Annotated in this window: 26 protein-coding genes and 1 pseudogene; 4 read left to right on the top strand and 23 right to left on the bottom strand. The window is 36.0% G+C overall.

Annotated features, from left to right (window positions below):
* Nucleotides 1-17: 17 nt before the first annotated feature.
* The 4 genes from CEF19_RS21520 to CEF19_RS21505 all read right to left on the bottom strand — a co-directional run bounded on the left by CEF19_RS21520 (nucleotide 18) and on the right by CEF19_RS21505 (nucleotide 4,611).
* The gene (locus tag CEF19_RS21520; RefSeq protein WP_100407944.1) at nucleotides 18-1,349 is read right to left on the bottom strand and encodes a hypothetical protein; all 1,332 of its coding nucleotides are present in this window, start codon (nucleotides 1,347-1,349) and stop codon (nucleotides 18-20) included.
* Nucleotides 1,346-2,452 carry a DUF58 domain-containing protein gene (locus tag CEF19_RS21515; RefSeq protein WP_100407943.1) on the bottom strand — a complete coding sequence of 369 codons (1,107 nt, stop codon included), beginning with the start codon at nucleotides 2,450-2,452 and terminating at the stop codon, nucleotides 1,346-1,348. The genes CEF19_RS21520 and CEF19_RS21515 overlap by 4 nt, the downstream gene beginning before the upstream one ends.
* Complete coding sequence (locus CEF19_RS21510) at nucleotides 2,449-3,423, bottom strand: AAA family ATPase (RefSeq protein ID WP_100407942.1); 975 nt, start codon at nucleotides 3,421-3,423, stop codon at nucleotides 2,449-2,451. The genes CEF19_RS21515 and CEF19_RS21510 overlap by 4 nt, the downstream gene beginning before the upstream one ends.
* 246 nt (nucleotides 3,424-3,669) lie before the next feature.
* Nucleotides 3,670-4,611: a manganese-dependent inorganic pyrophosphatase gene (locus CEF19_RS21505; RefSeq protein WP_100407941.1), complete on the bottom strand. Its 942-nt coding sequence runs from the start codon at nucleotides 4,609-4,611 to the stop codon at nucleotides 3,670-3,672.
* 194 nt (nucleotides 4,612-4,805) lie between these two features.
* Between CEF19_RS21505 and CEF19_RS21500 the strand changes: the two genes are divergently transcribed.
* A complete protein-coding gene (locus CEF19_RS21500) occupies nucleotides 4,806-5,438 on the top strand; it encodes a 3'-5' exonuclease (RefSeq protein ID WP_100407940.1) in 633 nt (210 codons plus the stop codon).
* A gap of 56 nt (nucleotides 5,439-5,494) precedes the next feature.
* Here the strand turns inward: CEF19_RS21500 and zwf are convergent, their stop codons facing one another.
* The 3 genes from zwf to CEF19_RS21485 form a co-directional block, all read right to left on the bottom strand.
* Complete coding sequence (gene zwf / locus CEF19_RS21495; protein WP_100407939.1) at nucleotides 5,495-6,997, bottom strand: glucose-6-phosphate dehydrogenase; 1,503 nt, start codon at nucleotides 6,995-6,997, stop codon at nucleotides 5,495-5,497.
* A gap of 140 nt (nucleotides 6,998-7,137) precedes the next feature.
* Complete coding sequence (locus tag CEF19_RS21490) at nucleotides 7,138-8,037, bottom strand: 50S ribosomal protein L11 methyltransferase (RefSeq protein ID WP_157801050.1); 900 nt, start codon at nucleotides 8,035-8,037, stop codon at nucleotides 7,138-7,140.
* Between the two features lie 232 nt (nucleotides 8,038-8,269).
* Nucleotides 8,270-8,455 (bottom strand): hypothetical protein, encoded by a 186-nt coding sequence (locus CEF19_RS21485; protein WP_100407937.1) that lies wholly within the window; start codon nucleotides 8,453-8,455, stop codon nucleotides 8,270-8,272.
* A gap of 231 nt (nucleotides 8,456-8,686) precedes the next feature.
* Here CEF19_RS21485 and CEF19_RS21480 point away from each other — a divergent pair, with 231 nt between their 5' ends.
* Nucleotides 8,687-9,181 carry a ribonuclease H-like YkuK family protein gene (locus CEF19_RS21480; RefSeq protein WP_100408411.1) on the top strand — a complete coding sequence of 165 codons (495 nt, stop codon included), beginning with the start codon at nucleotides 8,687-8,689 and terminating at the stop codon, nucleotides 9,179-9,181.
* Nucleotides 9,182-9,215: 34 nt separating this feature from the next.
* Here the strand turns inward: CEF19_RS21480 and CEF19_RS21475 are convergent, their stop codons facing one another.
* The 6 genes from CEF19_RS21475 to CEF19_RS21450 form a co-directional block, all read right to left on the bottom strand.
* Nucleotides 9,216-11,798, bottom strand: a complete 2,583-nt coding sequence (locus tag CEF19_RS21475) for a helicase-related protein (RefSeq protein WP_100407936.1) — start codon at nucleotides 11,796-11,798, stop codon at nucleotides 9,216-9,218.
* A 207-nt stretch (nucleotides 11,799-12,005) separates the two neighbouring features.
* The gene (locus CEF19_RS21470; protein WP_100407935.1) at nucleotides 12,006-12,650 is read right to left on the bottom strand and encodes a hypothetical protein; all 645 of its coding nucleotides are present in this window, start codon (nucleotides 12,648-12,650) and stop codon (nucleotides 12,006-12,008) included.
* Between the two features lie 340 nt (nucleotides 12,651-12,990).
* On the bottom strand, nucleotides 12,991-14,619 hold the full coding sequence (locus tag CEF19_RS21465) for a Na/Pi cotransporter family protein (RefSeq protein ID WP_100407934.1): 1,629 nt from the start codon (nucleotides 14,617-14,619) through the stop codon (nucleotides 12,991-12,993).
* A 324-nt stretch (nucleotides 14,620-14,943) separates the two neighbouring features.
* Entirely contained in the window at nucleotides 14,944-15,150 is a 207-nt protein-coding gene (gene copZ / locus CEF19_RS21460) for a copper chaperone CopZ (RefSeq protein ID WP_100407933.1), read from the bottom strand.
* A gap of 25 nt (nucleotides 15,151-15,175) precedes the next feature.
* Nucleotides 15,176-15,490, bottom strand: coding sequence for a metal-sensitive transcriptional regulator (locus CEF19_RS21455; protein ID WP_100408410.1), 315 nt, complete (start codon nucleotides 15,488-15,490; stop codon nucleotides 15,176-15,178).
* A 236-nt stretch (nucleotides 15,491-15,726) separates the two neighbouring features.
* A complete protein-coding gene (locus tag CEF19_RS21450) occupies nucleotides 15,727-18,138 on the bottom strand; it encodes a heavy metal translocating P-type ATPase (protein ID WP_100407932.1) in 2,412 nt (803 codons plus the stop codon).
* A gap of 130 nt (nucleotides 18,139-18,268) precedes the next feature.
* On the opposite strand from CEF19_RS21450, the gene CEF19_RS21445 reads away from it, so the two are divergent.
* A complete protein-coding gene (locus CEF19_RS21445; RefSeq protein ID WP_100407931.1) occupies nucleotides 18,269-18,523 on the top strand; it encodes a hypothetical protein in 255 nt (84 codons plus the stop codon).
* 131 nt (nucleotides 18,524-18,654) lie between these two features.
* Here the strand turns inward: CEF19_RS21445 and CEF19_RS23380 are convergent, their stop codons facing one another.
* The 5 genes and pseudogenes from CEF19_RS23380 to CEF19_RS23615 all read right to left on the bottom strand — a co-directional run bounded on the left by CEF19_RS23380 (nucleotide 18,655) and on the right by CEF19_RS23615 (nucleotide 20,830).
* Entirely contained in the window at nucleotides 18,655-18,813 is a 159-nt protein-coding gene (locus tag CEF19_RS23380; RefSeq protein ID WP_157801049.1) for a hypothetical protein, read from the bottom strand.
* A gap of 112 nt (nucleotides 18,814-18,925) precedes the next feature.
* A pseudogene (gene rpsN / locus CEF19_RS23905) lies at nucleotides 18,926-19,015 on the bottom strand (type Z 30S ribosomal protein S14); the annotation flags it as partial.
* A 64-nt stretch (nucleotides 19,016-19,079) separates the two neighbouring features.
* Nucleotides 19,080-19,640 (bottom strand): class I SAM-dependent methyltransferase, encoded by a 561-nt coding sequence (locus CEF19_RS21435; RefSeq protein ID WP_100407930.1) that lies wholly within the window; start codon nucleotides 19,638-19,640, stop codon nucleotides 19,080-19,082.
* 53 nt (nucleotides 19,641-19,693) lie between these two features.
* Nucleotides 19,694-20,251, bottom strand: a complete 558-nt coding sequence (locus CEF19_RS21430) for a class I SAM-dependent methyltransferase (RefSeq protein ID WP_100407929.1) — start codon at nucleotides 20,249-20,251, stop codon at nucleotides 19,694-19,696.
* A gap of 426 nt (nucleotides 20,252-20,677) precedes the next feature.
* Nucleotides 20,678-20,830: a hypothetical protein gene (locus CEF19_RS23615; protein WP_198510343.1), complete on the bottom strand. Its 153-nt coding sequence runs from the start codon at nucleotides 20,828-20,830 to the stop codon at nucleotides 20,678-20,680.
* A gap of 382 nt (nucleotides 20,831-21,212) precedes the next feature.
* On the opposite strand from CEF19_RS23615, the gene CEF19_RS23375 reads away from it, so the two are divergent.
* A complete protein-coding gene (locus tag CEF19_RS23375; protein WP_157801048.1) occupies nucleotides 21,213-21,368 on the top strand; it encodes a hypothetical protein in 156 nt (51 codons plus the stop codon).
* A 139-nt stretch (nucleotides 21,369-21,507) separates the two neighbouring features.
* On the opposite strand, the gene CEF19_RS21425 is transcribed toward CEF19_RS23375, so the two are convergent.
* From CEF19_RS21425 to CEF19_RS21405, 5 genes are all read right to left on the bottom strand, one after another.
* The gene (locus CEF19_RS21425; protein WP_100407928.1) at nucleotides 21,508-22,308 is read right to left on the bottom strand and encodes an alpha/beta hydrolase; all 801 of its coding nucleotides are present in this window, start codon (nucleotides 22,306-22,308) and stop codon (nucleotides 21,508-21,510) included.
* The gene (locus CEF19_RS21420; RefSeq protein ID WP_100407927.1) at nucleotides 22,309-23,100 is read right to left on the bottom strand and encodes an alpha/beta hydrolase; all 792 of its coding nucleotides are present in this window, start codon (nucleotides 23,098-23,100) and stop codon (nucleotides 22,309-22,311) included.
* 103 nt (nucleotides 23,101-23,203) lie between these two features.
* Nucleotides 23,204-23,797, bottom strand: coding sequence for a YsnF/AvaK domain-containing protein (locus CEF19_RS21415; RefSeq protein ID WP_100407926.1), 594 nt, complete (start codon nucleotides 23,795-23,797; stop codon nucleotides 23,204-23,206).
* Nucleotides 23,798-23,933: 136 nt separating this feature from the next.
* Nucleotides 23,934-24,407 carry a YsnF/AvaK domain-containing protein gene (locus tag CEF19_RS21410; protein WP_100407925.1) on the bottom strand — a complete coding sequence of 158 codons (474 nt, stop codon included), beginning with the start codon at nucleotides 24,405-24,407 and terminating at the stop codon, nucleotides 23,934-23,936.
* Nucleotides 24,408-24,650: 243 nt separating this feature from the next.
* Complete coding sequence (locus tag CEF19_RS21405) at nucleotides 24,651-25,127, bottom strand: hypothetical protein (RefSeq protein WP_100407924.1); 477 nt, start codon at nucleotides 25,125-25,127, stop codon at nucleotides 24,651-24,653.
* Between the last annotated feature and the right edge of the window lie 33 nt (nucleotides 25,128-25,160).

Here is a 25,160-nt window from a genome sequence, read left to right as displayed (position 1 = left end):
TACCCATTGTTTTTCATTTATTTGTTTTTAATTCTTGAAGTAAAAATTTTAGATAAATGTTTTATTTTCTTTTCCCCTACATCAAGATCTCCGTAGCGTGTAGCTTCGTAAGCTTTTAGTAATTGGTTTAATTTATTTTTATCATAATCCCCGCTTGTGTAGAGTTTCTCGAAAGCTTCAAAAGGAGTATCAATATGATGTATTTGTCCTCCTTTGGTAAGATGCTCTGAGAGAATTTGTCGATACAGATAACGTATTTTCTCCTGATTTGATAATGAATCCCACTTTGGCTCTCGTTTAAATAAAGTTGATGTAAATGATTTTAACTTTTTCTTTTGTTCATGCTTCCATAAGTTCCAATTAAATATCGTTTCTTTTTCATCGACATATCCATAATTATCATGTTGTTCAACTTTGGCGTTGATCGTTTTTTTAAGGTAATCAATTAACCTTCGAATACCTGTTTTTAACCAATCCCTCGTTTTTTTAACCAAAAATAACAAACATAAGATGATGACAATCACACAAATACCAAAGATAAGATAGGTCATCAACCGATCGATAAAAATAGCAAAAGCAGAAGGCTTATATTCATCCGTTGGAAGTATTGATTCCATTCTTGCAGAAGGTGGACCTTGTTCTACTTGAGTTACGCCATCTTCTGAAAAGAGGGAAACCATAGCTTGGATTAATGCTCTTAACATATTCAACACTGCTTGCTGAATTACTTGCCCGTTTGTTAACAAAGTAACAAAAATCAAGGTAATCATAAGAAAGAACCGATTTTGATTTTTTATTGATTTTCCTAGATAAGGGTCTTTTTTCTTCGATAAGGTAGCCGTTCTTAAGTGCTGATTATTTGTCCGAAACAATGTAAAACTAATAAGAATAAAAGCTAAACTTGTTATTAGAGGTAAATAGAATTGAAGGGCTTCGACATACTTATAGACAATGTAACCAAAAAAGTATATCGTGAGTCCTCCGCCCCACAGAAATGATGTAGGTAGTAATATTATCCAGTCCCGTTCCGCATACATCATACCACGGTACATAAATGTAAAATGGATTGGTATTAGAATAAAAACCATCCATAATGAATCTGTAAAAGCAAAGGAAGTTGCCACACTGACGAGTAATACAATCATCATAAAAAGCCATATGGCCTTGGTTGAAAGAAGAGTTTTTAATAATAGACCAAGGGCGAATAATCCACTTAGGCAAACCAGCCAGAAATACAATAATGTAGGATCAATAAGAAAAACACCGGATAAAAGAACAACCGGAAAGAAAAGAAGATATTCAAACATTCCTTTTATAAATGTCCGAAAGAGGTTGTTTAGCTTTATCATCGCGCGCTCACCTCTTCCCTGACTATCTCGCCTTGCTTAAGCATTAGAATCTTTATGGCATTACCTTGGGCTTCTAACCGCTTGATTGACGCTCTCATACTTTCTGTGACAACTGCAGTTATTAAAAGAACATCCGTGCCTTTTAGTTTGTTTTCTATATCTTCCTTTAAAAAATAATTGAAACTCTTACTAGTATCTAGTTTCACCTTTGCCAATGTTTCAAGGATAAAGGTGAGTTGTTGTTTACTTTGTTCAGGCTCAATACGAATTGCTTCTTTTTCTTGTTTATCAAGATACGAATTACAAGCAAAACCTGTACTTATCCCCTGTTCAATTGCATAGTTAGCAACGGAAGCAGCATAACTAATCCCTTTTTCCATTAAAGCTATATCGGTAATCGGTAACCAATGATCTTCCGATTGATTGAAATTCAAGTAAATCATTAAATGATGATCAGCGGAAAAATCTTTTTTTGTTACTTGTAAACGACTCGTTCTTGCTGTAGCCTTCCAATTCACTGTATTCATTGAATCTCCATTTGCATATTCACGTACACCCGAATGCAAAAATGGGTCTTCAATAATCCAACGACGTACAGTTATGTCACCTAGCCAACTATGAGCAGGAAGCGGTAATTCTTTCATAGAAACAATTTTCGGATAAACAATGACCTCTGCTGTTGATGGTATTTGCCTAAATGTTGAACTAAATCCAAATACATCACCGGTTGACAAGGAAACAGCTTCGAAACGATAAAACCCTCGCTTCTCACATGTTACATATTGTTTACGTGTTATTTTTTGATAAGGCAATAAACTAAATAAAGTTCGGTGAAAATCATTTCCATCAACATCATTGTCTGTGTCTGATTGCTTACGAAACTTTAAGCTTGCATCAATTTTTGATTCGAGACGTAACCAAGGCATTGGAAGAAACTTTAGATTTGCTACTTCATCAACCATTTCAATACTATCGCCTTCAAAAACAAACTTTTCACTAAAAGACCTCTGGTACTGGATACGTTTAAGTCCCCATTTCGTATAAACAAACGTCTGAACCCCTATGATAAGAAATGTAACGATAATGAACCAAGCAATATTCATTTAAAAGATGTCTCTTTTAAAGCTAATTCTTCAGATGGAACAGCTACTTTCTCGAGGATTTGTTGGAGAATTTGCTCAGCTTGATTTTCTTTCATTCTCATTGAGTAATCTAATACCAGACGATGAGAAAGAACTGGTTTCACTAAGGCTTTAATATCATCGGGAACAACAAACTCTCTACCTTTTAGCAGAGCATAGACTTGGACTGCTTTTAATAATGCCTGACTTCCACGTGGACTTACACCTAATTCAATTAGTTCATGATTACGTGTTTGTTCTATAATTTCCATCATATAGACAAGAAGTTCCTCACTAACGTGAACTTTAGAATAAATTTGTTGTGCATTAACAATATCATCTCTATTCGCAACAGGTTGTATCGTATTAATAGGGTTGTTTTCTTTAAAACGTTTCAAAATTTCAAGGCCTTCGTCTTTTGTTGGATAGCCCATGTTGATTTTAAGTAAGAATCGATCCAGTTGTGCTTCAGGCAAAGGAAATGTTCCTTGGTTTTCCAAAGGATTTTGTGTGGCAATTACCATAAATGGCGCTTCGAGTATATGTGTTTCTCCATCAATCGTCGTTTGTTTTTCTTCCATACACTCTAGTAAGCTAGATTGGGTTCGGGGTGTTGCTCGATTGATTTCATCCGCTAAAATAATGTTAGAAAAAATTGGTCCAGGACGAAACTCAAATTCTCCCAGTTTTTGATTATAGAAATGTAAACCGGTTACATCAGAAGGGAGAAGATCAGGTGTGAACTGTATCCGTTTACAATTACAAGCTAGTGACTGCGCCATTGCCTTTGCTAGTAAAGTTTTTCCTGTACCGGGTACATCTTCTAAGAGGACATGCCCTGAAGAAATAAGTGCAACTAATAGATAATCAATTGTCTCATCTTTTCCGATTATTACTTGTTGGATATTCTTTTTCACTTGCTCTGCCAAATCTTTTATTGTCATTAAATCCATTATAAAGCCCCATTTCTTTCTATTCTTTTACAACAGTCACCTTACCTACTTAGATATTCAAAGGGTAAATTCCTGTTTAAATTAGAATAGTAATACATTTGTAATAAAAGAATTACCGTCAAGCGTTCTGCTAATGCGTAAAAAAGTTGATGTTCCAAATCAAGGGTTAAGATAAAAAAAGAATTCATGAATGGAGTATGTTGTTCGAAAAGAGCCCCTCCAAAAATGGATGGGCTCTTTAGCTGTTTATTTTGATTCAATGCCACTCAATACATCTGTTAAAACTGGAACAATTTGTTTTTTTCTAGAGACAACACCTTTTAAGACTGCAGTGTTATTTTTAAGTGTAACATTGTATGCTTTCTCTACAGCTGAAGCTTCTTTTCCTAAAGCAAGGACAGTGGAATCGTTCGTTAAGATATCCGTAACAACAAACAAGAACATATCTAAGCCTTTCTCCTCAATAACACTAGAAATGGCTTCTTCAATCTCATTCTGACGAGATAGAACATCATTTGTATCAACTGTATTTACCTGTGCTACTTCAACTTTAAATTGACCCATAGTAAATTCTTTCGCATCAAGTGTGATTAACTGCGCAATAGTTTTATCACTTAAATCAGCGCCAGCTTTTAACATCTCAAGACCATAAACGTCTGCATCAACTCCAGCTATTTCTGCTAATTCTTTGGCAGCTGCAACATCTTGGTCTGTACATGTAGGAGACTTAAATAAGAGTGAGTCAGAAATAATGGCAGATAACATCAATCCTGCTGTTGCCTTGCTTATTTCAACTCCATGTTCTTTATAAAGCTTGTTTAAAATTGTCGCTGTACAACCAACTGGTTCTGCTCGATAGTATAAAGGATCGCTTGTCTCAAAGTTAGCAATACGATGATGATCAATTACCTCTAAAACTTGAACTTTTTCCAAGTCATCGGCACTTTGTTGTCGTTCGTTATGGTCAACTAAAATAACTTCGTCTACTTCATTTGCAACCGTACTTACTAGACGGGGAGCATCTGCGTTAAAATAATCAAGAGCATATTGCGTCTCTCCACTTACATCACCTAAACGCACGGCCTCAGCATCAACACCAATTTTCTTTTTTAACTCTGCATAGGCAATCGCTGAACAAATTGTATCTGTATCAGGATTTTTATGACCGAAGACAAGAACTTTACTCATTTTCTCTACCCCTTTTGTTTTTAATTTTTTATGTACGTCCCACTAAAATTACAGTACAATTGGACTCTTCAGTCACTATTGTACTACACTATCTGTAGTCGAAAAAGAGAAAGCTTTATTTTTTCTGTGATAATTAACAGTTTTGACAGAAATATTATAACTACAACAGAAACATCTCAAAAAGGAATGATGGAATGAACGCAATCATATTTGATTTAGAACTTATGAAAAGATTTAAAAAAGGTCAGTTAAGTGAAATTGTCGAAATTGGCGCGTGTAAAGTGGATATTCATAACAGAAATATCGTTGATCATCTTCAAATTTATATTTCACCAAAACGAGGCATATCAAAAAGCACAAGAAAATTTATAAAAATGACAGAAGAAGATGTGGCTAATGCTGTTTCGTATCAAGAAGGCATCAAAATTTTCAAAGATTGGTTAGGAGAGGATTATTATCTTTGTGCATGGGGTAAGGATGACAAATTTCATTTACTTAACCAATGCTTACGATATCACATGAATCTTAATTGGCTTCGAAATTATAATGATATTCAAATACAAATTAGCCGTCTTTTAAAAGCGGAACATGCACTATCTTTAAAAAGTGCACTTGCTTTATTGAATATCGTACCAACAGGTAAAGCTCATCGCGGCATTGACGACGCTTTTAATACTGCTGAACTTTTCCTTCGTTTCCAGCCAGAACTCAATCTACAAACAAATGAAGTAACTGCAGCAGAGCGAGCAAAACATCTCCTCAAGAAACGCAAACGCAGTTTTCAAGGAAATCGTTCAATACGGTTACCGGACACTACCGAAAATTAAAGGGGTTGTGTTATAAGGTTTATACCGCCTTATGACACAACCCCTTGTCCTATTTTTTAGATTCCACTTCCGTAAAAGTTAATTTGATTTGTGTATTCCCACCAACGGAAACCATCTCTCTCTAGTAATTCATGAGATTCTTTTGGTCCCATCGTACCTGCTTCATACATCGTCAAATCTTCAGAATGCTTTGCCCAGTAATCTGAAATAGGGTCAACAAAACGCCAAGAAGATTCTACTTCATCCCAATGTGTGAAATTGGTCATATCACCCAACATACAATCATTAAGTAAACGCTCATAGGCTTCTGGTGAATTAACTGTAGTTAAACAATTATGACAGTAATTTAATTGAACGGGTACACTACCTTCAGAGATACCAATTTTCTTACCATTTAAGAACAAGGTAATTCCCTCATCAGGTTGGATGTGAATAATTAATAAATTTGGATGTAACTTTTCTTCATCCTTGCGATAGATGTTCATTGGTAAATCTTTAAATTCGATTATAATTTCAGTTGTTTTTACACTCATTCGCTTGCCTGTGCGAATATAAAAAGGGACGCCCGCCCAGCGGTGGCTATCGATTAATAACTTTGCTCCAACATACGTTTCAGTCGATGATTCAGCATCAACATTCTTTTCACTACGATAACCTGAGACTTCTTGATTATTTAATGTGCCCGGCTCGTATTGACCGCGAACAACATAATGCTTCACTTCATCTTTTGAAATTGGACGAAGGGCACGTAAAACTTTTATTTTCTCATTTCGAACATCATCAGGTGTTAAACGATTTGGTGGGTCCATTGCTAGCAAGGCAACCATCTGCAGCATATGGTTTTGAAACATATCTCTAAGGGCTCCTGAGGATTCGTAATAGCCCCCACGGTCCTCAACACCTAATGTTTCACTTGATGTAACTTGAACATTTGATATGTAGCGATTGTTCCATAATGGCTCAAATATGGCATTACCGAAACGAATCATCTCAATATTTTGCACCATTTCCTTGCCTAAGTAATGATCAATTCGATAAATTTCATCTTCAGAGAATGCTTCTCGAAGCTCATGATTTAATTGTTTTGCTGATGCTAAATCATGTCCGAATGGCTTTTCAATGATTAGGCGTTTCCATCCAGAAATGTCTGTGATGCCAGATGCTTTTAAATTGGTCGCAATCGTACCAAAGAATTGCGGTGCCATCGCCATATAGAACATCCGGTTTTCAGGAATATTATGTTTTTTCTCAATATTCTCAACTAATGATTTGAGTTCATTAAATGACTCGATATTCGTGACATCCACAGGTAAATAATAGAAATGTTCACAAAACTCACGAACTAATTCCTTATCTTCGCTGTCAACGGACTCGCTGACAGTTTTACGAAGTTCCTCATTGGTCCAGGGTCTTCTTGCGACGCCTACAACAGAGAATGATTTTGAAATTCGTCCTGCTTTATAAAGATTGAAAATAGACGGATATAATTTCCGTTTTGCAAGGTCTCCGGTTGCTCCGAAGATTACAAGTGTTGTGGCAGGTTTAACTATTTGATTCATGAATGAAAACCTCTCTTTGACAAAGACTAAACTAGACATACGCTATTAAATTGTCTGTCGTTTGAAAACTATTCTTACATTATAGAACAAAATCAAACAAAATCAAACGAAAAAGACTGAAAATCAGTTAATTGTGGGAATTATCTTATCTTTTCCATATAGGCAGTAACCCATTCATTGTTTTGTATCATTTGTTTCATATAAAATCCCTTAGATAAGTATAAATCAATGACTTCCCTATAATTCCACTCAACCATTCCAGAAAGTATGACCCGGCCTTCCGATTTCAAATGTGATTTAATAAAGTTAATCAATTCTTTATTTTCATTTGCAGCAACATTAGCAAAAATAAAATTAAACGATTCGTTAACTGTAAATAGAGGATCTATTACATTAGCTTGTAAAACTGAAATCGTCTCAATATTATTTAGCTCAGCGTTGTAAAGGACTTCACTAGAGACATCTTCAATATCAATAGAAACCACTCGTTCGGCCCCAACAAGTGTTGCTGCTACACTTAATAACCCTGAGCCTGTCCCAAGATCCAGCGCTGTTTGACCATCCAATTTTTCCCCTAGAATCATTCTCAAACAATCTTGTGTTGTTTCATGAAGGCCTGTCCCAAAGGCATGCGGCGGTTCAAATACAATTTCTTTCATTTCAAGATTCACATCATCTAGATTGTTAGGCGGCCGTATTTGCCAACCATTTCCTAAGTCAATGGTTGGGAATGGTTGATGCCAGTCATTATTTTCAAGTTTATCATATTCAACGTCAATGCTTTCGATTGATAGTGCTTTTGAGATTTTTGTTGTTAATTCTTTTACAGAACTATTTTTTATCTCTGTATCTTCAACAAACACCTTTAACTCTACGATTTCTTCAAGCATCTCTGCACTATACCCATTCTCTTCAGCAAAAATATCAAAAGGTTGGTCATAATATAAATTGTAAAACCCTTCTACGGTTAAGCGTTCAATTGCTAAATCTATTTGCTCGTGTGGTAATGACAAGGTAAATACATGTAACACTTTACTCATCCCTCTTATAATCATCTTTTGAAACAAAGACTGTTTCTTTGACTGAAGATGTCTATCTCTGAATAGATAGTAACACAAATTTTAAAAAAATTCTTTGTATTGCATAAAAATACTCACTTTTTGTCGGTTTTCTGATGAAATTAACTATTTAATTAGTCGTAATATCATCCATTATTGATAAAAATTCAATAAAAAAAGTGTGTAGTTTATCGGTCTACCCACTCTTTATCTATTATTGTTCTTTCGACTTTCTTCGCTCTTTTAGATAAGTAATTAATATGAATGTCATAACTAAGGCACTTAAGATAAACATACCGTAGCCTCCTGTACCTTCTAGTAAAACAATCTTTATGAGACTCCGAATAAAAAATAAAAGAGAGAACCCATACAAAATTAACAACACGGTTTTCTTACTCAAGAGACCACCCCTTTTCTATCTTAGTTTAACACTTATTTGCCAAGCTGTCTTTTTTTGGATGGACGTCCTTAAAAAGCAAATCTCAGCCGCTGTATTTATCAATTTCCGTCATGACTTTTCTGCATAATCTTATAGTTACATATCATATGTATAATAATACTTGCTCGTAAAACGTAGGTTAGGTGTGATTATTTGAAAGAATATCCCTATCAAAATTTACAAGAAAAAGAAATGAGCTTTGAAGACGTGTTCTGTCGAATCCTGAAATTTATTCGTATTCAACCTAGTGGCAATTATCGATTAATTCTAGGGACCGATTCACAAGTACACGCAAAGGAAACCATTTTCATAACAGGTATTGTAATAAAAAATAACGGTAAAGGTGCATGGGCTTGTATTCGCAAAATTGCAATTCCTAGAAAAATGATTCATTTACATGAGCGCATTTCTTATGAAACTCAATTAACAGAAGAAGTGGCATCTCAATTTACAGAATCCCATAAACATAAATTAATTAATATTATCCTACCATACGTCTATCAGGGTGCTACATTCACCATAGAAGGTCATATTGATATCGGATCGGGTCAGCGAAATAAAACACGTAAATTTGTGCAAGAAATGGTTTCAAGAATCGAATCAATTGGCATAGAACCCAAAATAAAGCCTGATGCTTTTGTTGCATCGAGCTATGCAAATCGGTATACAAAAAGTAATAGACGATGACCCAAGACTGTAAAGTAGCCTTGGGTCATCGTATTTAATATCGTTTGGAATACACATAGTCACGTTTTTTTCTGTATCGATTAGAATGACAAAAATCACATATCGAATAGGAATGTTCCCAGGATAACTTTTTACCACAATGTTTACACTTTTTCGTTAACAGACGTAAGTCATTTTTAAGAAAGTCATGAATGACATCACTCATTTCTTCACGGACACGTTCCCAATATAGTGCCTCTGTTCTTTGCTCTAAGCGATACAAAAACAGTAAATGAAGCCCTACTGCTTTATAGGATAATTCCAAATCCTCTAAACTTCCTTTTTTAAGCTGAGGCTCTGGTAGCTCATTTCTTGTTACAATCGCCTTCATTTTCTCTAGCCATTGCTTAATGAGTTCAGGTTCCTTTGTTGAAAAAGGTAAGTGGAGAAAACCGTATAAATCCATCATCGATAATCGTGCTTCAATATCCGTATCACGAATTGTTTTAAAAAGTTCTCGCTCTTCCGATAGAGCTGCTTTTTTGGTTCCTTTTGGACTCTCAAATTTTTCCCATAGTTCAAAAAAGTATCCAAGATCTCTTGAGTACTGGAAAAACCGTTCAAATACTGCTGGTGTCGGTGCAATGGCAAACGTCTGAATGGGTTCATCTTCTTTATTCAGTAGTCGTTTCATTAACTTAATATTAGAACTAAAAGCAACTTTCCCTACATCATAAATCCCTTTTCGCCCTGCTCTTCCTGCAATTTGTTTTATCTCTTGAGATGTAAGCAGTCTTCTTCTTATCCCATCAAATTTTTCATTTTCTAGAAAAACAATACGGCGTATTGGTAAATTTAAACCCATACCGATTGCATCTGTTGAAACAATGATCGTAGTCTCTCCATCAATAAAACGTTGCATTTGTTTTTTTCTTGTTTCAGGTGGCATACTTCCATAAATCATACTAACGGAATGACCACTTTTTTGAAGCTCTGAAGCTGTTTCTAAAACACGTCTTCGGGAGAAACACACAAGAGCATCTGCATTTTTTGTTTGCTGCATTTTGAATTCTTTCGACTCTATTTTAAGCGGTATATCACGATAATAGTCATTTACGGTTATACTCGAGTCCCCTAATAATTGAAGTAGCATATGTTTTACATTCGCGCTTCCGATAATGTGAACTTCATTCGCATTTGTTTTAGTAATAGCTTTATACCAAGAGAAACCCCTATCTTTGTCAGCGAGCATTTGCGCCTCATCAATGACAACGACATCATAGAATTCTTTTTCATGGAACATCTCCACAGTACAAGAAATATGGCGAGATCCCTCGACTTCTTTTTCCTCTTCCCCTGTTTTGAGGGCACATGGCACTCCATCTGCATTTAAACGGTCATATACCTCAAGAGCAAGTAACCTTAAAGGCGCTAAATATAAGCCACTTTCTGCAACCTTCATTCTTTCTAATGCATGATGTGTCTTACCGGTATTTGTTTCACCAATATGAAGAACATAGCGAATATCCCTTCCTGCCGATGGTCGATACTCTCTACCGAAAATATGGTCAATCATTCGGGCTTCTTCTGCTTTTTTACGCTCAATTTCGGCTAATTCTTCTGCTTTTTGTCGTTCTCGTTCCGTTAATGCTTCATTAAGTAATTGTTTATGAGTAGCCTCATCAAATGGTATTTCAGCTATCTTAAGAAGGTCATTTAATCGTTCCTCTTCAATCCTTGTAAAGAAGACTTGTTGTACTTTAATAAGTTGTTCCCGAACAAGTAAAAGCAATCCTTCATCAGTAAGTTCTTCTTTAAACCCCTCCGCATAGTCAGTATAAATAGAGTGATCTAATGATTGTTTAACTTCCTCTGAAACCCAATTGGTAAGTTTGGTGAAAACAAAATCACCATAAAAATCATGATAAGATTCATACACATAATATGTTTCGCCCCAATAAGTGGTTTTCTGTACTGATCCGGTTAATTCATCGAAGAACCTAGCAACTGTTTGATACTCATCCGCTTTAAAAGATCCGGCTTTAATCAACTTTTCCTCAATTTTGAAAATATTTGCAGACTGATACTTGGATTTAGTTTTAAAATCTTCAACTAATTGATTGGCGACCTCGGATCTTACATACAAGTAAAGCAAATCATATTGTTGTTTAATAACCATCTGTGCTGTAAGTTCAATTGTCTGAACCGACTTTAATCTAATATCAGCAAGTCTTTCTTCTTCTTCTTTATTTAAATATTCTTCACGTGCGTTACTATATCTAACTTCCCATTCCTCTTCATCATTAAAATGAGTTTGTACCCAATCCATGATATCAAAAGGGTTATAGTGTTTAATTTCGCTTCGAAACAATTTGTTTATTAATTTCCTATCAACTCCATCTGTCTCGTAGCCTCGAGCGTGTAGATAGGCCTTTTTATCTTTCTTTGATACCTCGTTAGATGCTTTATTCATCCAAACATTGGACCATATTTGATTTACATAATCTTTTCTTTCCCTTAGATATTGTTCTAGTGATGGCAGAACTTCTTTGTTTCCAAGGAAACGGTCAAGATCCTCACTTACTTTATTCTTCGTGTGTGCAACTGCACGTGGATAAAGTTCAGTTAATGAGTTCATAAAAAGTTTCCTTTCCCTTGAAGATAGCTGATAATGTACTGTAGGGAGAATGTTTAATACTGATTTGTGCTCATATGCTTAGGATGAGGTTTCAGCTGTATTGTTATTCTTCGATATATAAAGCAAGGATTCCTCTATTATAAGGTCAAATGACATCCTACAAAAAAAGCTGTTTAACGGAAATCCGTCAAACAGCTTTTTTTGTAATTACAATTGGTTATCTAGACTTTCTAATGAATTCATATGACTGGCAATTAACGCAATAATCGTACCTGCTTCTTCCTTACTAAATACGAAGTTAAACTCATCTTTAATCAATTCGTCGTCCGTTGTTCGAACCCGATTTACCCTTTGTAAAATACCATCGCCTGTTTCCTGTAAAACCCCGAATTTATAAGTAATCTCAATGTCTTCATCTTCATCAATATAAGCTGTAACCTCAGGAGTTTCCCACTCGACATCAACTTCGTCAATCAAAGAATAATCGTCTTCTTCATTATCAAGGACATATTCCTCAGACATTTCAAAATCATCATCATTTAAATAATCATGAAAGCTATCGTGAACTGCATCCACGATATCTTCAATATCTTCAAGAATTGTTTTAGAACTAAGGTCTAAATCTAAATCATATGACTCCATATAAAATTCATTGTTATATGGGTCAAAAAACAATGCACAGAAGTAATCACGATCGTTATCTTCCGTCTCTACGAAAAACTCGATTCTCGGATGCTTGGCCGCTTTATCAATTGACATGTGGCCCGCTTGGTCATATTTCTCACAAATTGAGGTGAGATGGTCTTGAAGCTCGCCACTCACTCGGTCAAACCATTCAATCGTCGTCGTCATATTACTCCCTGCCCTTCTCCAAAATATTAATAATCGGTGTACAGATTCAAGTTTCTACCAAGACGAATTAAAATATACGGAAAAAGGCCATTTTTCTCTTTCAGTTTACGAAGAGAGTTCTCCCCGCTCATAAAAAAACGACCTGTTTAGATTCTAAAAGGGCACAGAAAAAGGAAAAATCGCCTTTTTGATTTTAAAAGGAAAGTTACAATGGCTCCGCACGTTGCACGCTGCGACGAGAAACCCACTCATCGCAAGCTTAAAACAAAGCAACGGCTTCACTCATTGTTTAAAAGGGCACAGAAAAAGGAAAAATCGCCTTTTTCTGTGCCCTTTTATTTTATTTGTCACCGATAACTGCTTCTGCGATATTTACAGCATGGTCACCAATTCGTTCTAAGTTACTAACAATATCTACGTACACAATGCCTGCACTTCCTGAGCAGAGTCCTTCGTTTAAACGGACAATATGTTTCTTGCGTAGTGAACGTTCCATTTTATCAATTAGATTTTCTTTAGAAATAACAGTATAAGCTAAATCTAGGTCGAAATTTTGAAGACAATGAAGGGCATCGTTTAACGTTGAGATTGTCAACTGTACCATTTCATTCAATTCACTTTTCGCTTCACCTGATATATTCACGCGATTAGCAAGTTGATAATCAATAAGTTCAATTATGTTCTCGATATGGTCACCAACGCGCTCAATATCCCTAACCGAATCAACGAGTATTGCGTGTTTTTCTGATTCCTCATGTGATAATGACTTTGACGCTAGATCAACTAAATAGTTCGTAATGTTTCTATCTAAATTATTTATTGCCTCTTCTAATTGTATGGCAGTATCTGCATGCTTTTTATCATGAGTCTCAAAATATGCGGATGCTTCATTTAACCCTCTCAGTGCATATTCTGCCATTCTAATGACTTCTTCTTTTGCCTGTTCTAGAGCAATAGAAGGTGATTGTTCAATGAAAATTGGATTCAAATGCTTTGGCTTATAATCAATCGCCGCATCCTCTCCACGGATAAGCTGTGTCACTACCCATGCAAGAAAAACAATAAATGGAAATTGGATAATCGTATTTGTAACATTAAATGTTCCATGAGCAAATGCGAGTGTCATCTCAGGATTCAGATTTAACGACTGTTGGAAGAAGATAATAAGTTGAGTAAATGGATAAAGCAAGATTAAAAAGATAATGGTTCCAAAAACATTAAATATGACATGGACAAGTGCCGCACGTCTTGCTGCGATCGAAGTCCCTAATGCTGCTAATACTGCTGTAACCGTCGTCCCAATATTATCACCAAATAATACTGGTAGCGCCGCTGTAAGTTCAACAGCACCTTGTGCGTATAAACCTTGTAAGATACCAATCGTTGCACTTGAGCTTTGAACAATAAACGTGAAGACCGTTCCAATAAACACACCAAGCAGTGGATTTTCACTCATGCTTATAGTTAATTCCTGAAAGCCTTCTAGTGTTCGTAATGGTTTCATTCCAGTACTCATTAAATCAAGACCATAAAAAAGAGCACCAAATCCAAATAACACTTGACCTAAATATTGAATATGTTGTTTTTTAATAAAGAAAATACAAAATGCACCTAAAGCGATAATAGGAAGCGAATATTCGCTAATTTTAATACCAATAATAAAAGCTGTAACCGTTGTACCAATATTGGCACCCATGATTACCCCAATCGCTTGCCGAAGCGTCATAAATCCTGCGCTGACAAGTCCTACCGTTAACGCAGTAGTACCTGAGCTTGTTTGCAATAATACTGTGACAAAGATACCTGCTAGGACACCCATAAAAGGATTTGAGGTTGTACGATCAAGAATATCTCTCAAACGATCTCCCGCTGATTTCTGAAGACCATCTCCCATATACTTAATACCAAATAAAAATATACCTAACCCACCTACAAACTGAAAAATCAGTTCTTGAATACTTAAACCCATCAGACCCATCCCTTATATTTCGACATTTTTCTTATACTTTGTCGATAATACTCTGAGGAACGAGTTCTGTAAACACTTTGCTTATAAAATTTACAATACCTTTACAAACGACTTTTAAATTTACAATTCTGTAACATTGCCTTGGAAAAACAGAGTAAATTTGGTTCTTTTTACCAAACTAGGAATGTATGACGCACGTAAATCAAAGCACCGTTTCCCTCATTACAAAGAACACGGAAAAAGGTGAAACTCGTACCTTTTTCCGTGCCGTCAATCCCCTAGTTTTTTTATGTATCTTAAACAAGATGTGTCTTGCAGATGTTTTTATATAACGTCATAGCCTTGATCATCAATAACCTCTTTAATTTCATCAAGACTTACTTCACTTCCATTAAATTCAACCTTGACTCGAGCTTCTTCTAGTTCCACGTGTACCTTGCTTACTCCCTTTAGGGCGCCTACATTTGTTTCAACTGCCTTCACACAATGGCCGCATGACATTCCTCTTACATTTAAAGTGACTTGTTTCATTATCTTCATCTTCCTTTCTCATTCATTATTTTTTCATTAATCGATGTACCGTGGTTAATACTTCGTCCAAAACGTCCAAGTCTCCTTCTTGAATTCGTTCAACGACACAGCTTTTCAAATGCCCTTCAAGTAAAATTTTACTAACTCCATTTAAAGCCGACTGAATCGCAGCAATTTGGTTAATAACATCATCACAATAGGTATCTTTTTCAATTAAAGATTTTACCCCGCGTATTTGTCCTTCGATACGATTCAGTCTAGTTGTTAAGTTTTTCTTTACAGTATCGGTATGATGACTCTTTCTCCCAAAGGATGTAGAGCATGAATCCTCATGTTGCATAACATTCTCTTCTTCATCAGCCACTCTTAATCACTCCCCCCATCTTATCTTAATAATTGCAGCTATCAGTAAAGGTACAGATTCTTCTCCTTTAAAAAGCTTGATAAATGCTATAACCACCGACTACTAATAAAAGGTAAATAACTGCTGAAACTGTCCATTTTTTCATAAGTACGCTCCTAACTATTAGTGTCTGTTCCAAAAGGGAAGCGTCACCGCTTTTGGAACAGAGACAACTATAATTTAATTTTTTGGAGACGGAGAGCATTTAATACTACTGAAACTGAACTAAAAGCCATTGCAGCACCAGCCAACCAAGGAGCAAGAAAACCAAGAGCAGCTATCGGCAAGCCTATCGTATTGTAGCCAAATGCCCAAAAGAGATTTTGTTTTATATTACGGATCGTCATTTTACTCATGAAAATTGCATCAGCAATACTATTTAAATCTCCACGAATCAAGGTAATATCTGCTGCTTCAATTGCTACATCCGTCCCTGTACCGATTGCCATTCCAATATCCGCTGTGACAAGTGCGGGCGCATCATTGATTCCATCTCCAACCATGGCGACCTTTCTTCCTTCAGCCTGTAACTTCTTCACTTCTTCTGCTTTTCCTTCTGGTAATACTTCTGCAATTACGTTGTTAATTCCAACTTCCTTGGCAATCGCCAAAGCGGTTCTCTCATTATCACCAGTTATCATCACTACATCCAAGCCCATATTCTTTAACCTTTGAATTGCTTGTTTCGAAGTGGTCTTAATAGTATCCGCAACTGCAATCATCCCAACATAGCGTTGATTCAGCGCAACGATCATAACTGTTTTTCCTTGTTCTTCTAATTGATGCATGTCACTCTCATTAACAAAATCTATCTGGTTCTTTTGCAAAAGCTTTCTCGTACCAATCACCAGTTCATCTCCATCAACTATTGCTTCAATACCATACCCAGGGATTGCTTGAAATTCACTTACTTCACTTAAGTTAGAGATCCCTCGTTCTTGCACCCCTACTACAATTGCTTGTGCTAAGGGGTGCTCAGATTGCTTCTCAGCGGATCCGATTAATTGTAAGAACTTCATTTCATCTCTCTCATCAACTAAAATGACATCAGTCAGAGTTGGTGTACCATTTGTAACGGTCCCTGTTTTATCAAGAATCACTGTCGAAATGCGTTGGGCCATTTCAAGATGCTCACCACCTTTAAAAAGGATACCAAATTCAGCAGCTCGACCAGACCCTGCCATAATTGAAGTCGGTGTTGCCAAGCCAAGTGCACATGGACAAGCAATAACGAGAACAGCAATTAATTTTTCGAGTGAACCCCCAAGATCACCTGGTGTTATCAAGAAAAACCATGCAATAAAGGTTAAGAACGCAAAAAGAACAACGATTGGAACAAACACACCTGAAACTTTATCTGTCATTCGTTGTATAGGGGGTTTAGAACCCTGCGCCGATTCTACAACTTGAATGATTTGAGCAAGAACTGTATCACGACCTACTTTTGTCGCTTTCATTTTAAGGAATCCGTGATTATTTACAGTTGCCCCAATCAATTCATCCCCAACGGTTTTATCAACTGGCACACTTTCTCCGGAAATCATCGATTCATCTATGGAGCTCTGACCTTCAATTACTGTACCATCAACAGGTACTTTTTCTCCTGGCTTGATATAAAGAATGTCACCAGTCATAACATCTTCAAGTGAAACTTGTTGTTCGATACCATTTCGTTCAACTGTGGCCGTTTTGGCTTGAAGACCTATTAACTTTTTAATTGCTTCTGACGAGCGTCCTTTTGAAATCGCCTCAAACAGTTTACCTAAAATTATAAACGTGATAAGAATTGCACTCGTTTCAAAGTAGAGTTCAACCATATGTGAATGAATACTAAGACTTTGGATAGCAAGATATACACTATAAAAGTAAGCAGCCGATGTCCCTAGGGCAACTAGAACATCCATATTTGCACTTTTATTTCGTAAGGCCTTATAAGCACCCACGTAAAATTGTTTACCAATAATGAACTGTACGGGTGTTGCTAAAGCCATCTGCACCCATGGATTCATGAACATGTCTGGTAAGTAAATAAATGAAGTAAATTCAAAATGACTAACCATCGCCCAAAGTAAAGGAATAGAAAGAATGAGCGAGAATAAGAATTTACCTTTTTGCTCTTCTATCTCCTGTAAACGTCTATCTCGATTTTGTTCTAGTTCCTTTTCTACTGTTGCCGAATATCCCAACTTTTCAATTTGAGTGATTATCTCTTTCACTGTTACTTCAGATGGATTGTACTGAATCGAAGCAGATTCAACTGCAAGATTAACATTCGCAGTAACAATACCAGATAATTTCCCTAATCCTTTTTCGATTCTATTAGAACAAGCCGCACAGGTCATTCCTTCAATTGTTAAATTAGTTTGTTCAAAAGCAACCTCGTATCCTAAATTATTGATTTTCTTTTCGATTGCATGAATACTTGTAATATTAGGGTTGTAATGAATGTTCGCTTTTTCTAAAGCAAGATTAACTGTCGCTGCTTCTACACCAGGCATTTTGTTTAATCCTTTTTCTACACGAGTTGAACAAGCGGCACAAGTCATCCCTTTTATTTGAAGATTGGTTGTTGTACTCATTATCATTCTCCCTTCTATAAATAATATAGCATACCCCCCTATAGTATACAAACAAAAATACTCTCTTTCTGAATAAAATAGTTCAGTTCAAGCAAATTAGGAAGGTACAACTTTTAATGTTAAAAAGGAGAATCTAATGAAAAATAATAGTTCAAGTCTACAAACTCAAAATCAATTGTTCCAAGCTCAGCAGTCATTAGCAAAAGCACAAGATGCAATTAACCAAGCTCACAGTCACCCAGGACAAGAAACCATTAAAAATGCTGAGAATGCACTTGAAACAGCAGAACACTCTCTGCAACAAGCAGCTGAATTTGATAATCAAGACGCAATTGAACTTGTTCGTGAACAATTACAAGAGCAAAAACAAGCATTACAAAATCTTCAATAGTCGGAAAAGTACTGTGCATTCAGCCAGCGTATCAACGAAAATGATACGGTAAATCAAAATTAAGGGGGTGCCATTTGGTCAAAATACGACTTTATGCCACCCCCTTTTTATTTATCTTTAAACTTTATAAATTACTCATATATTTCGTCAGCATGATCGTATCGCATTTTTTCTGAATTTGTTGCACCCTTATTACTGTTTGTATTTTCCTGCTTGCCTTGTTCGGTGTCTACTTTGGTTAAAGTATCTTCGGTTGCCGTTGTCCGTAACTTATTATTATTAACTGTCATGTTTCCACTCCTATTCTGTAATGTTTAATGTTATTTTACCCAAGTTTATAAATCCAATGAAGGCTATTTTTAAATAAAAAAAGAACCTAACGAAATCATTAGGTTCTACACTTATTCGACCAAGTTTAAACTTTCTAAGAACTGAATGAGGTCTCCCACACTTTTCACAACGAGTGTATTCACGGACATTATACTTGTGAATGCGTTTTGCTTTCTCGTAGCCTCTTGGTTTTTAAGTCTCGAGACCCTTCTTCTTTCATTCACTATCATTTCACAGCTTCATATAACCTCATTGGAGGAAGGTTTCTTAAGAAATATTGATCTCGTACAGAAGAAAAATGATCAACTAAATGATTTTTTAAATGATGATCTTTCTGAAAAAAGGTTTGATAAGGTAGAAACTTGCCGCCTGACTTTAAAACCCTCTTCGTTTTTTCGACAATATCTTTTCTAAGTTCCACATTAAAAAAGGTAAACGGAATACCCGAAATAACATAGTCGGCCTCTTCTGTATATTGTCTCATTATTTCCTCAACGTTTTCAGCACTATCGTGAAAAACTTTCAATCGGTTATCTTTCATATTCTTTTCTAAATATTTCACGAAATTCCTGTTTAACTCTAGGGCTATAATTACAGAGTCTTTTGTCATCCGTTCTAACAAATGGTTTGTGAATACGCCTGTAGCTGGACCATATTCAATGACAATAATTCTTTTATCGAAATTCATTTTGTCGCATACTTCTCTTACACACGGTTTAGATGTTGGTGTAATAGAGGCAATATTAGGGTCCTTAAATAGATTTACCACATATTCTTTTGTACTCATTCTTCTCTCCTTTATATTTCATCGTTTATTGTTCCTATAGCTTCTTTGACTTATTAGTTTTTACAATGAAATACGTAAGCGGGAGGGAGATTTCTATACTCTCTTTTTACTTCAATTTCCTCAAAAAAACGACTAATGAATTTTCTCCTGCACTGAGAATATTGGAAGGTGATAAATCTACCTTCTTTTCCTAGTATTGTTTTTGTTAATCCTAATATCGTCTCAGAGACAGTCATTGGCAAAGTAGCAAAAGGAAGTCCCGATATAACGTAATCAACGTATGGGATGCCATATTCAAGTAAATATTTATCTATGTATTCTACATTCCCATTTACAATCAATACATTTGTTTCATCTTTATATTTTTCCTTCAGGATATTACAAAATTTTTCATTAGACTCGATTAGTAAGAGAATCGTTTGCCCATTTTTCTTTTTAATTAACTTGTCAGTAAAAACACCTGTTCCAGAACCATATTCCACAATATATTTTGCCTTTTTCAAATCCAGGCGCTCTATCATCATATTTGCTAAGTATTTTGAACTTGGAGTAATCGCTCCGACTGTTCTTGGGTTTAACAAATATTGCATCATAAAATATAAGGGCTTCAAGTTAAAATCAAACCGTTCTGTTTCATTTTAATTACCCACCTTTGTTGTTGTTATCATCTTCTTTTAGTTCCTTCCCTTTAATGCTTGATAGGACCTAGGGGTATAAAATTGTTTTAGAAAGATGGTCACTGCTATTCAAGTTATTTTTTAATTATTTCAGAATTCTTTCAACAGGCGAAATGCCATATATCTCGCCTTTAAAATTTATCACTCATAACTTAAACTATCCAATAACCTTAAATATATCCTCTTCAGGGACACAAAATCATAGAAGGGATATTAAAAAAGCTGAGGAAACCCTAACGAGCGTAAATCATTATTTCGAGAACTCTTTTACTAATTTTTGGTGTGCCGATTGCTGTTTGATTTGTTACATCTGTGCCAGTGGCTATACCAGAGGTGGAAATTTCACCTCTGGTATAAATATTAAATCCCCCAAAGCCTTTCTTTATTCAATGGTATGTAGACTTTATCTCCGTGAATTTCGCGGTGAAAAATTGGATTTTTAAAGAGATCCTTAACATCATATTTCTCCTGCTTGGCTCTAGCAATCGAATAAGTCATTATCTTCTCATTCATCCAAATGCCTCCTAACTATTTCGGTTTGTGATACGAACTTAAATTAACCATAAATAGAGGAAATATGTAATCCGAAATATTTTTCGACATTTACAGCGTGTATTTTCAAGATAATTATTTTCTATAAAAATATTTAGCCACATTTTGTTACTTACTTTCCTTCGTTACCGCAAAACTAAGCTGTATATAGGGAAAATGAAATGGGGGGTTAAATTCAAATGAGCTTGGTAATTAAAGCCTGTTTATTTTAGAGGTTAAAAGTAAAACTTATCTAATGTTTGGAATGGTCATTTGATATTTCAAGCATTTAAGAAGTTAACTCTTCTGGCGAAATGACAATTAGTTCGTCGTTTTACCAAAAACAATTTAAGGAGATGTTTTTATGTTTGGGATGGGACGAAATAATAAGGGTAATGGAAATACGCTAATGATGACAATAGTCGGCATAGGAGTAGGCGCTGCTGCTTACGGTCTTATGAGAGGTCGAAACAATAACGGTAACAACAGTAATAACATGATGCAACCTGGTCAAAGATAAGATGAGGAATTAGTAAAACGATTCGGCGTTAAAAGGAACAGCTTATCTAAGATAGGCTGTTCTCCGATATTACTGTTTGCTGATTTGTATAAGAGTACATAAATTCCTTCGACATAAGCATTAAATTATTATGAACATCTTATATTCCGATATAGTTTGAATCTTCTTTTCGTAAGCCAACATACTGTAGAAAATGAATAATTTCTCTATCCCAAAAATCCCATGCATGTCCGTAGCCTTTCACTTCAACATATCGGTACTGAAAAGGATTATCCTCAAAGCTTTGAAAAAAGTTTCGAACCACTTCATTTAAACCTAACCAAGGATCCTCACTTCCACAGGAATGATATATTTTGGGTAGTTCAACACCTTCTTCGAGCGCTTTGCGTCCTAAATATTTAAGATCATGCTTTGTGTTATAAAGATCACCTTCTCCAAAAAGACTGATGCGATCTTTTGCTCTCTTAGACCCATCATTGACGAATTCAACATCCGCTTTATCTCCAGCCGAGAATGCACCTATTGCCGCATACAAATCTGGCCGGCCTAAACCAAGTTTTAAACAACCATATCCTCCATTTGATAGACCTGAAATAAAGTTGTCCTCACGTATCATAGAAAGTCGAGGAAACATATGTTTTAGAATGGATGGTAATTCCTCAGTCATGTATGTAAAATATTTTCCTCCATGAGCCATGTCGGTAAAACAAGATTGATGTACTCCAGGAAGGATAACAGCAACCCCATACTCATAGGCATACCTTTCAATACTTGTCATTCGAGACCATGCTGTATTGTCGCCTGAGCCACCATGAAGCAGCCACAGTACTCGAAGCTTTTCATCTACCGAATATGGCTGCTTTTCTTGAGGAATAATAAGTGTTGCCTCCATCTCCATACCTAGCATCTCTGAAAAAAAGTGCGCTTCAATTAATGCCATTTAAACCTCTCCTTTAATGCCTGCTTTTCTAATCGGTAACCAATTCATAATAATATGTTTAATACATTCATCCCAATAACCCCAACTATGGTCACCAGGCCCCTCTTCAAAAGTCAAAGGTAAATCAAGTTGTTTAGCATGTTCTCTAAAGCGAAGATTATCCTCATAGAGAAAGTCCTCTGTCCCGCACCACATGTACAAATCTGGTTTGAGTTTAGTAGAATGCATTAGCAACTCAGCATTGGCAAATAAATCATTTATACTTCCTTTTAAGTCAGATTCCTCTCCAAAGATATCGGTTACAAATTTACGTTCTAACCGATTATAAAGTGTCATAACATCCAATCCGCCAGAGAATGAAGCTGCAGCACAATATTTCTCTGGTGCTACCAGACCTGCTTTTATCGCTCCATATCCCCCCATCGACAACCCTGCAATAAAACGGTCTTCTCTTAGGTTAGATAAAGGAAACATCCTTTCACAAATTGCTGGTAGCTCCTCTGAAATAAACGTGAAATAATCTCGTCCATATTTCATATCTGTATACCAACTTAAGTGTGCAGCAGGCATAATAACAGCTAGCGGTAAACGCTCAACATAACGTTCGATGCTTGTGCGGCGCATCCAGGCCGTATGATCATCACTCATGCCGTGCAATAAGTACAGTGTCTGAAAAGGACCAGGATTTTCTACTCCTCGTCCCCCGCCATGTTGGTGTTGCGGCAACAGGACTTCCATAGGCACTGGCATTCCAAGTGCTTCCGAATGATAATGAACATGAAGCCAAGCCATAAAAAACCACCTCTTTTTCGTTATGTTAATTAGTTCGTCTCCCGAGTGTTATTTCCCTTCAAGTGTTTTTGAATAAACAAAATAAGAAGGATAGAACTCAGGATTATTCTTTATCTACTTGGGGCCTTTTCGAATTTACATCTGTTTCATCAGACATTTCCACCGCTAATGTTTCTTTTTTTAAATTTGTTTTTACTTGTTTCAATTCATTTATTTTTTTTGTGGAAACTGAAACATCGGCAAGCTGTACCCGTTGTTTTGTAATATGAATTTCTTCCTCACTAATTGGAATGCGTGTCACTTCTCTATGTTCATCTAGATTCTGATCTTTTTGGATACTTTCAATGACTATTTCCTCTCGTTGTACTGGAATCGTTACCTTTTTCTCATCTTCAACGATTTCTCGGTGCACATTTACTTCCCCGGTATTAATTTCCTTTTTTCTAATATCCATTACTTCTTCTTTAAGTGGTATTGTTACTTTAGAAGAATTAGTCATCTTATCTTTCTCTTTACCCTTATCCTTATCTTTATATTGCATTTTTTGATTTTTACTGATTAATCCCCCTATGAAAGCCCCTAATATGACGCCAGAGAGAATGTTTAATGAAGGACCAGAGTCTGTCCATCTTGTGAAAGTTAACAACCAACCGAATATCCCACCAAATATTGCTCCAATAAGAATTAATTTCGTCATAATTTCCTCCTACCTAGAAATGGTAATCCAAACAAATTAAGAAAAGGGTTGTCCCGAAAAGTTAAAATCAACTTCTTGGGGCAACCCCGCAGCAACTGCGCCAACACGCTGACACCTTTAAGATAGGACCCTTGGATTATTCGTCTATAATGTCTGCGTTACCTTCTGTTTTAATGTCTGCTACTTCTCGATGAAGTACTTCGTCGACATGTTGCGTCTCCTCAACACTACGTTTTCTAGCAGTAATTTCATCGGTTACAACGGTATGTTTGCCAACTTCAACTGTTTCAGCAGTAAGAGGAATATGAATCGTTTCTCCATCAGTGATGCTCTCTGAGGTGGACTCATGCCCTAATGATTTCTTCTCAATCACTACTTGGTCATGAGACAGAGGTACATCAACCACTTTTTGTTCTTCAATTACATCTTTATCTAGAACCACTTCGCCCGTTTCTACACGAGATTTATTTATATCTAATTCTTCCTCATGGAGACGTATAGAAGCTTCATCTCGGGCGAATTCAGTGTCTGTCTCACGATTTAGGTCACGGGCATCTTTCCGTACTTCCTTAGATTCTTCTTCTGCATTAAATAAGTCAAAGAAACCCATAAAAACCCTCCTAGAATAGTGGTAGTGGTACCTACTTAACTTATCCTTCTAGGTTAGTTTAAATTCTTGGTACATCTTGTAAATGAGCTCTCTCACAAGGAGTGAACCAACAAATTTTTCGTTTATTTCCCTTTTATAATATAAACGGTTACACACTTTAGAGAAGTTAAAAAAGGGATATCTCAAAAGGCATAGTTACCTTTTGGATATCCCTCATCAATCTTACAAAAACAATAGGACAATCTAATCGATTCGTTTAAAGCCTTCTTCATCCAAATACTGCTTTGCTTCATTATATGATGGAAATGTGCCATCAAGCATGTTTCCTGCATAAACGTTCCACATCTCTTCTTCCCTAATTAACGTTAAAGTATGTTTCTCCCTATTAACCCAATTCTCTTCAATTGAGTCCTCCAATTCGGAGTTTGTCTCTGATTCATCCTCTTGCTCCAGTGACTCAATTGCTTGAGTAATAATGGTACGAAGCTCATTTTCAGAGAAATCACGAATGTTTACCATTCCTTTTGAATCGGATTTATAGCCACTAAGTTTTTCTGCATAGACGTAACCGTTTCCATTTGGGTGAAGATGGTAAACCACATTTTTCTTATCACTTGTACTTTCTTCAAAGTGAAAATTGACCCGATTAAGAGAGACATTCTTTCGTTCTAATTCGGGAAATGATTCTGCAATTGTAAGTTTTTGTTCAAACGTTAACATAAAGCCTCCAAGAATAACAATTTTTATTCAGTT

Origin of the sequence: Bacillus solitudinis (assembly GCF_002797395.1) — a bacterium.
GTDB classification, from domain to species: Bacteria; Bacillota; Bacilli; order Bacillales; family Bacillaceae_D; genus Halalkalibacter_A; species Halalkalibacter_A solitudinis.
This window is presented reverse-complemented; position numbering and strand designations above follow the sequence as displayed.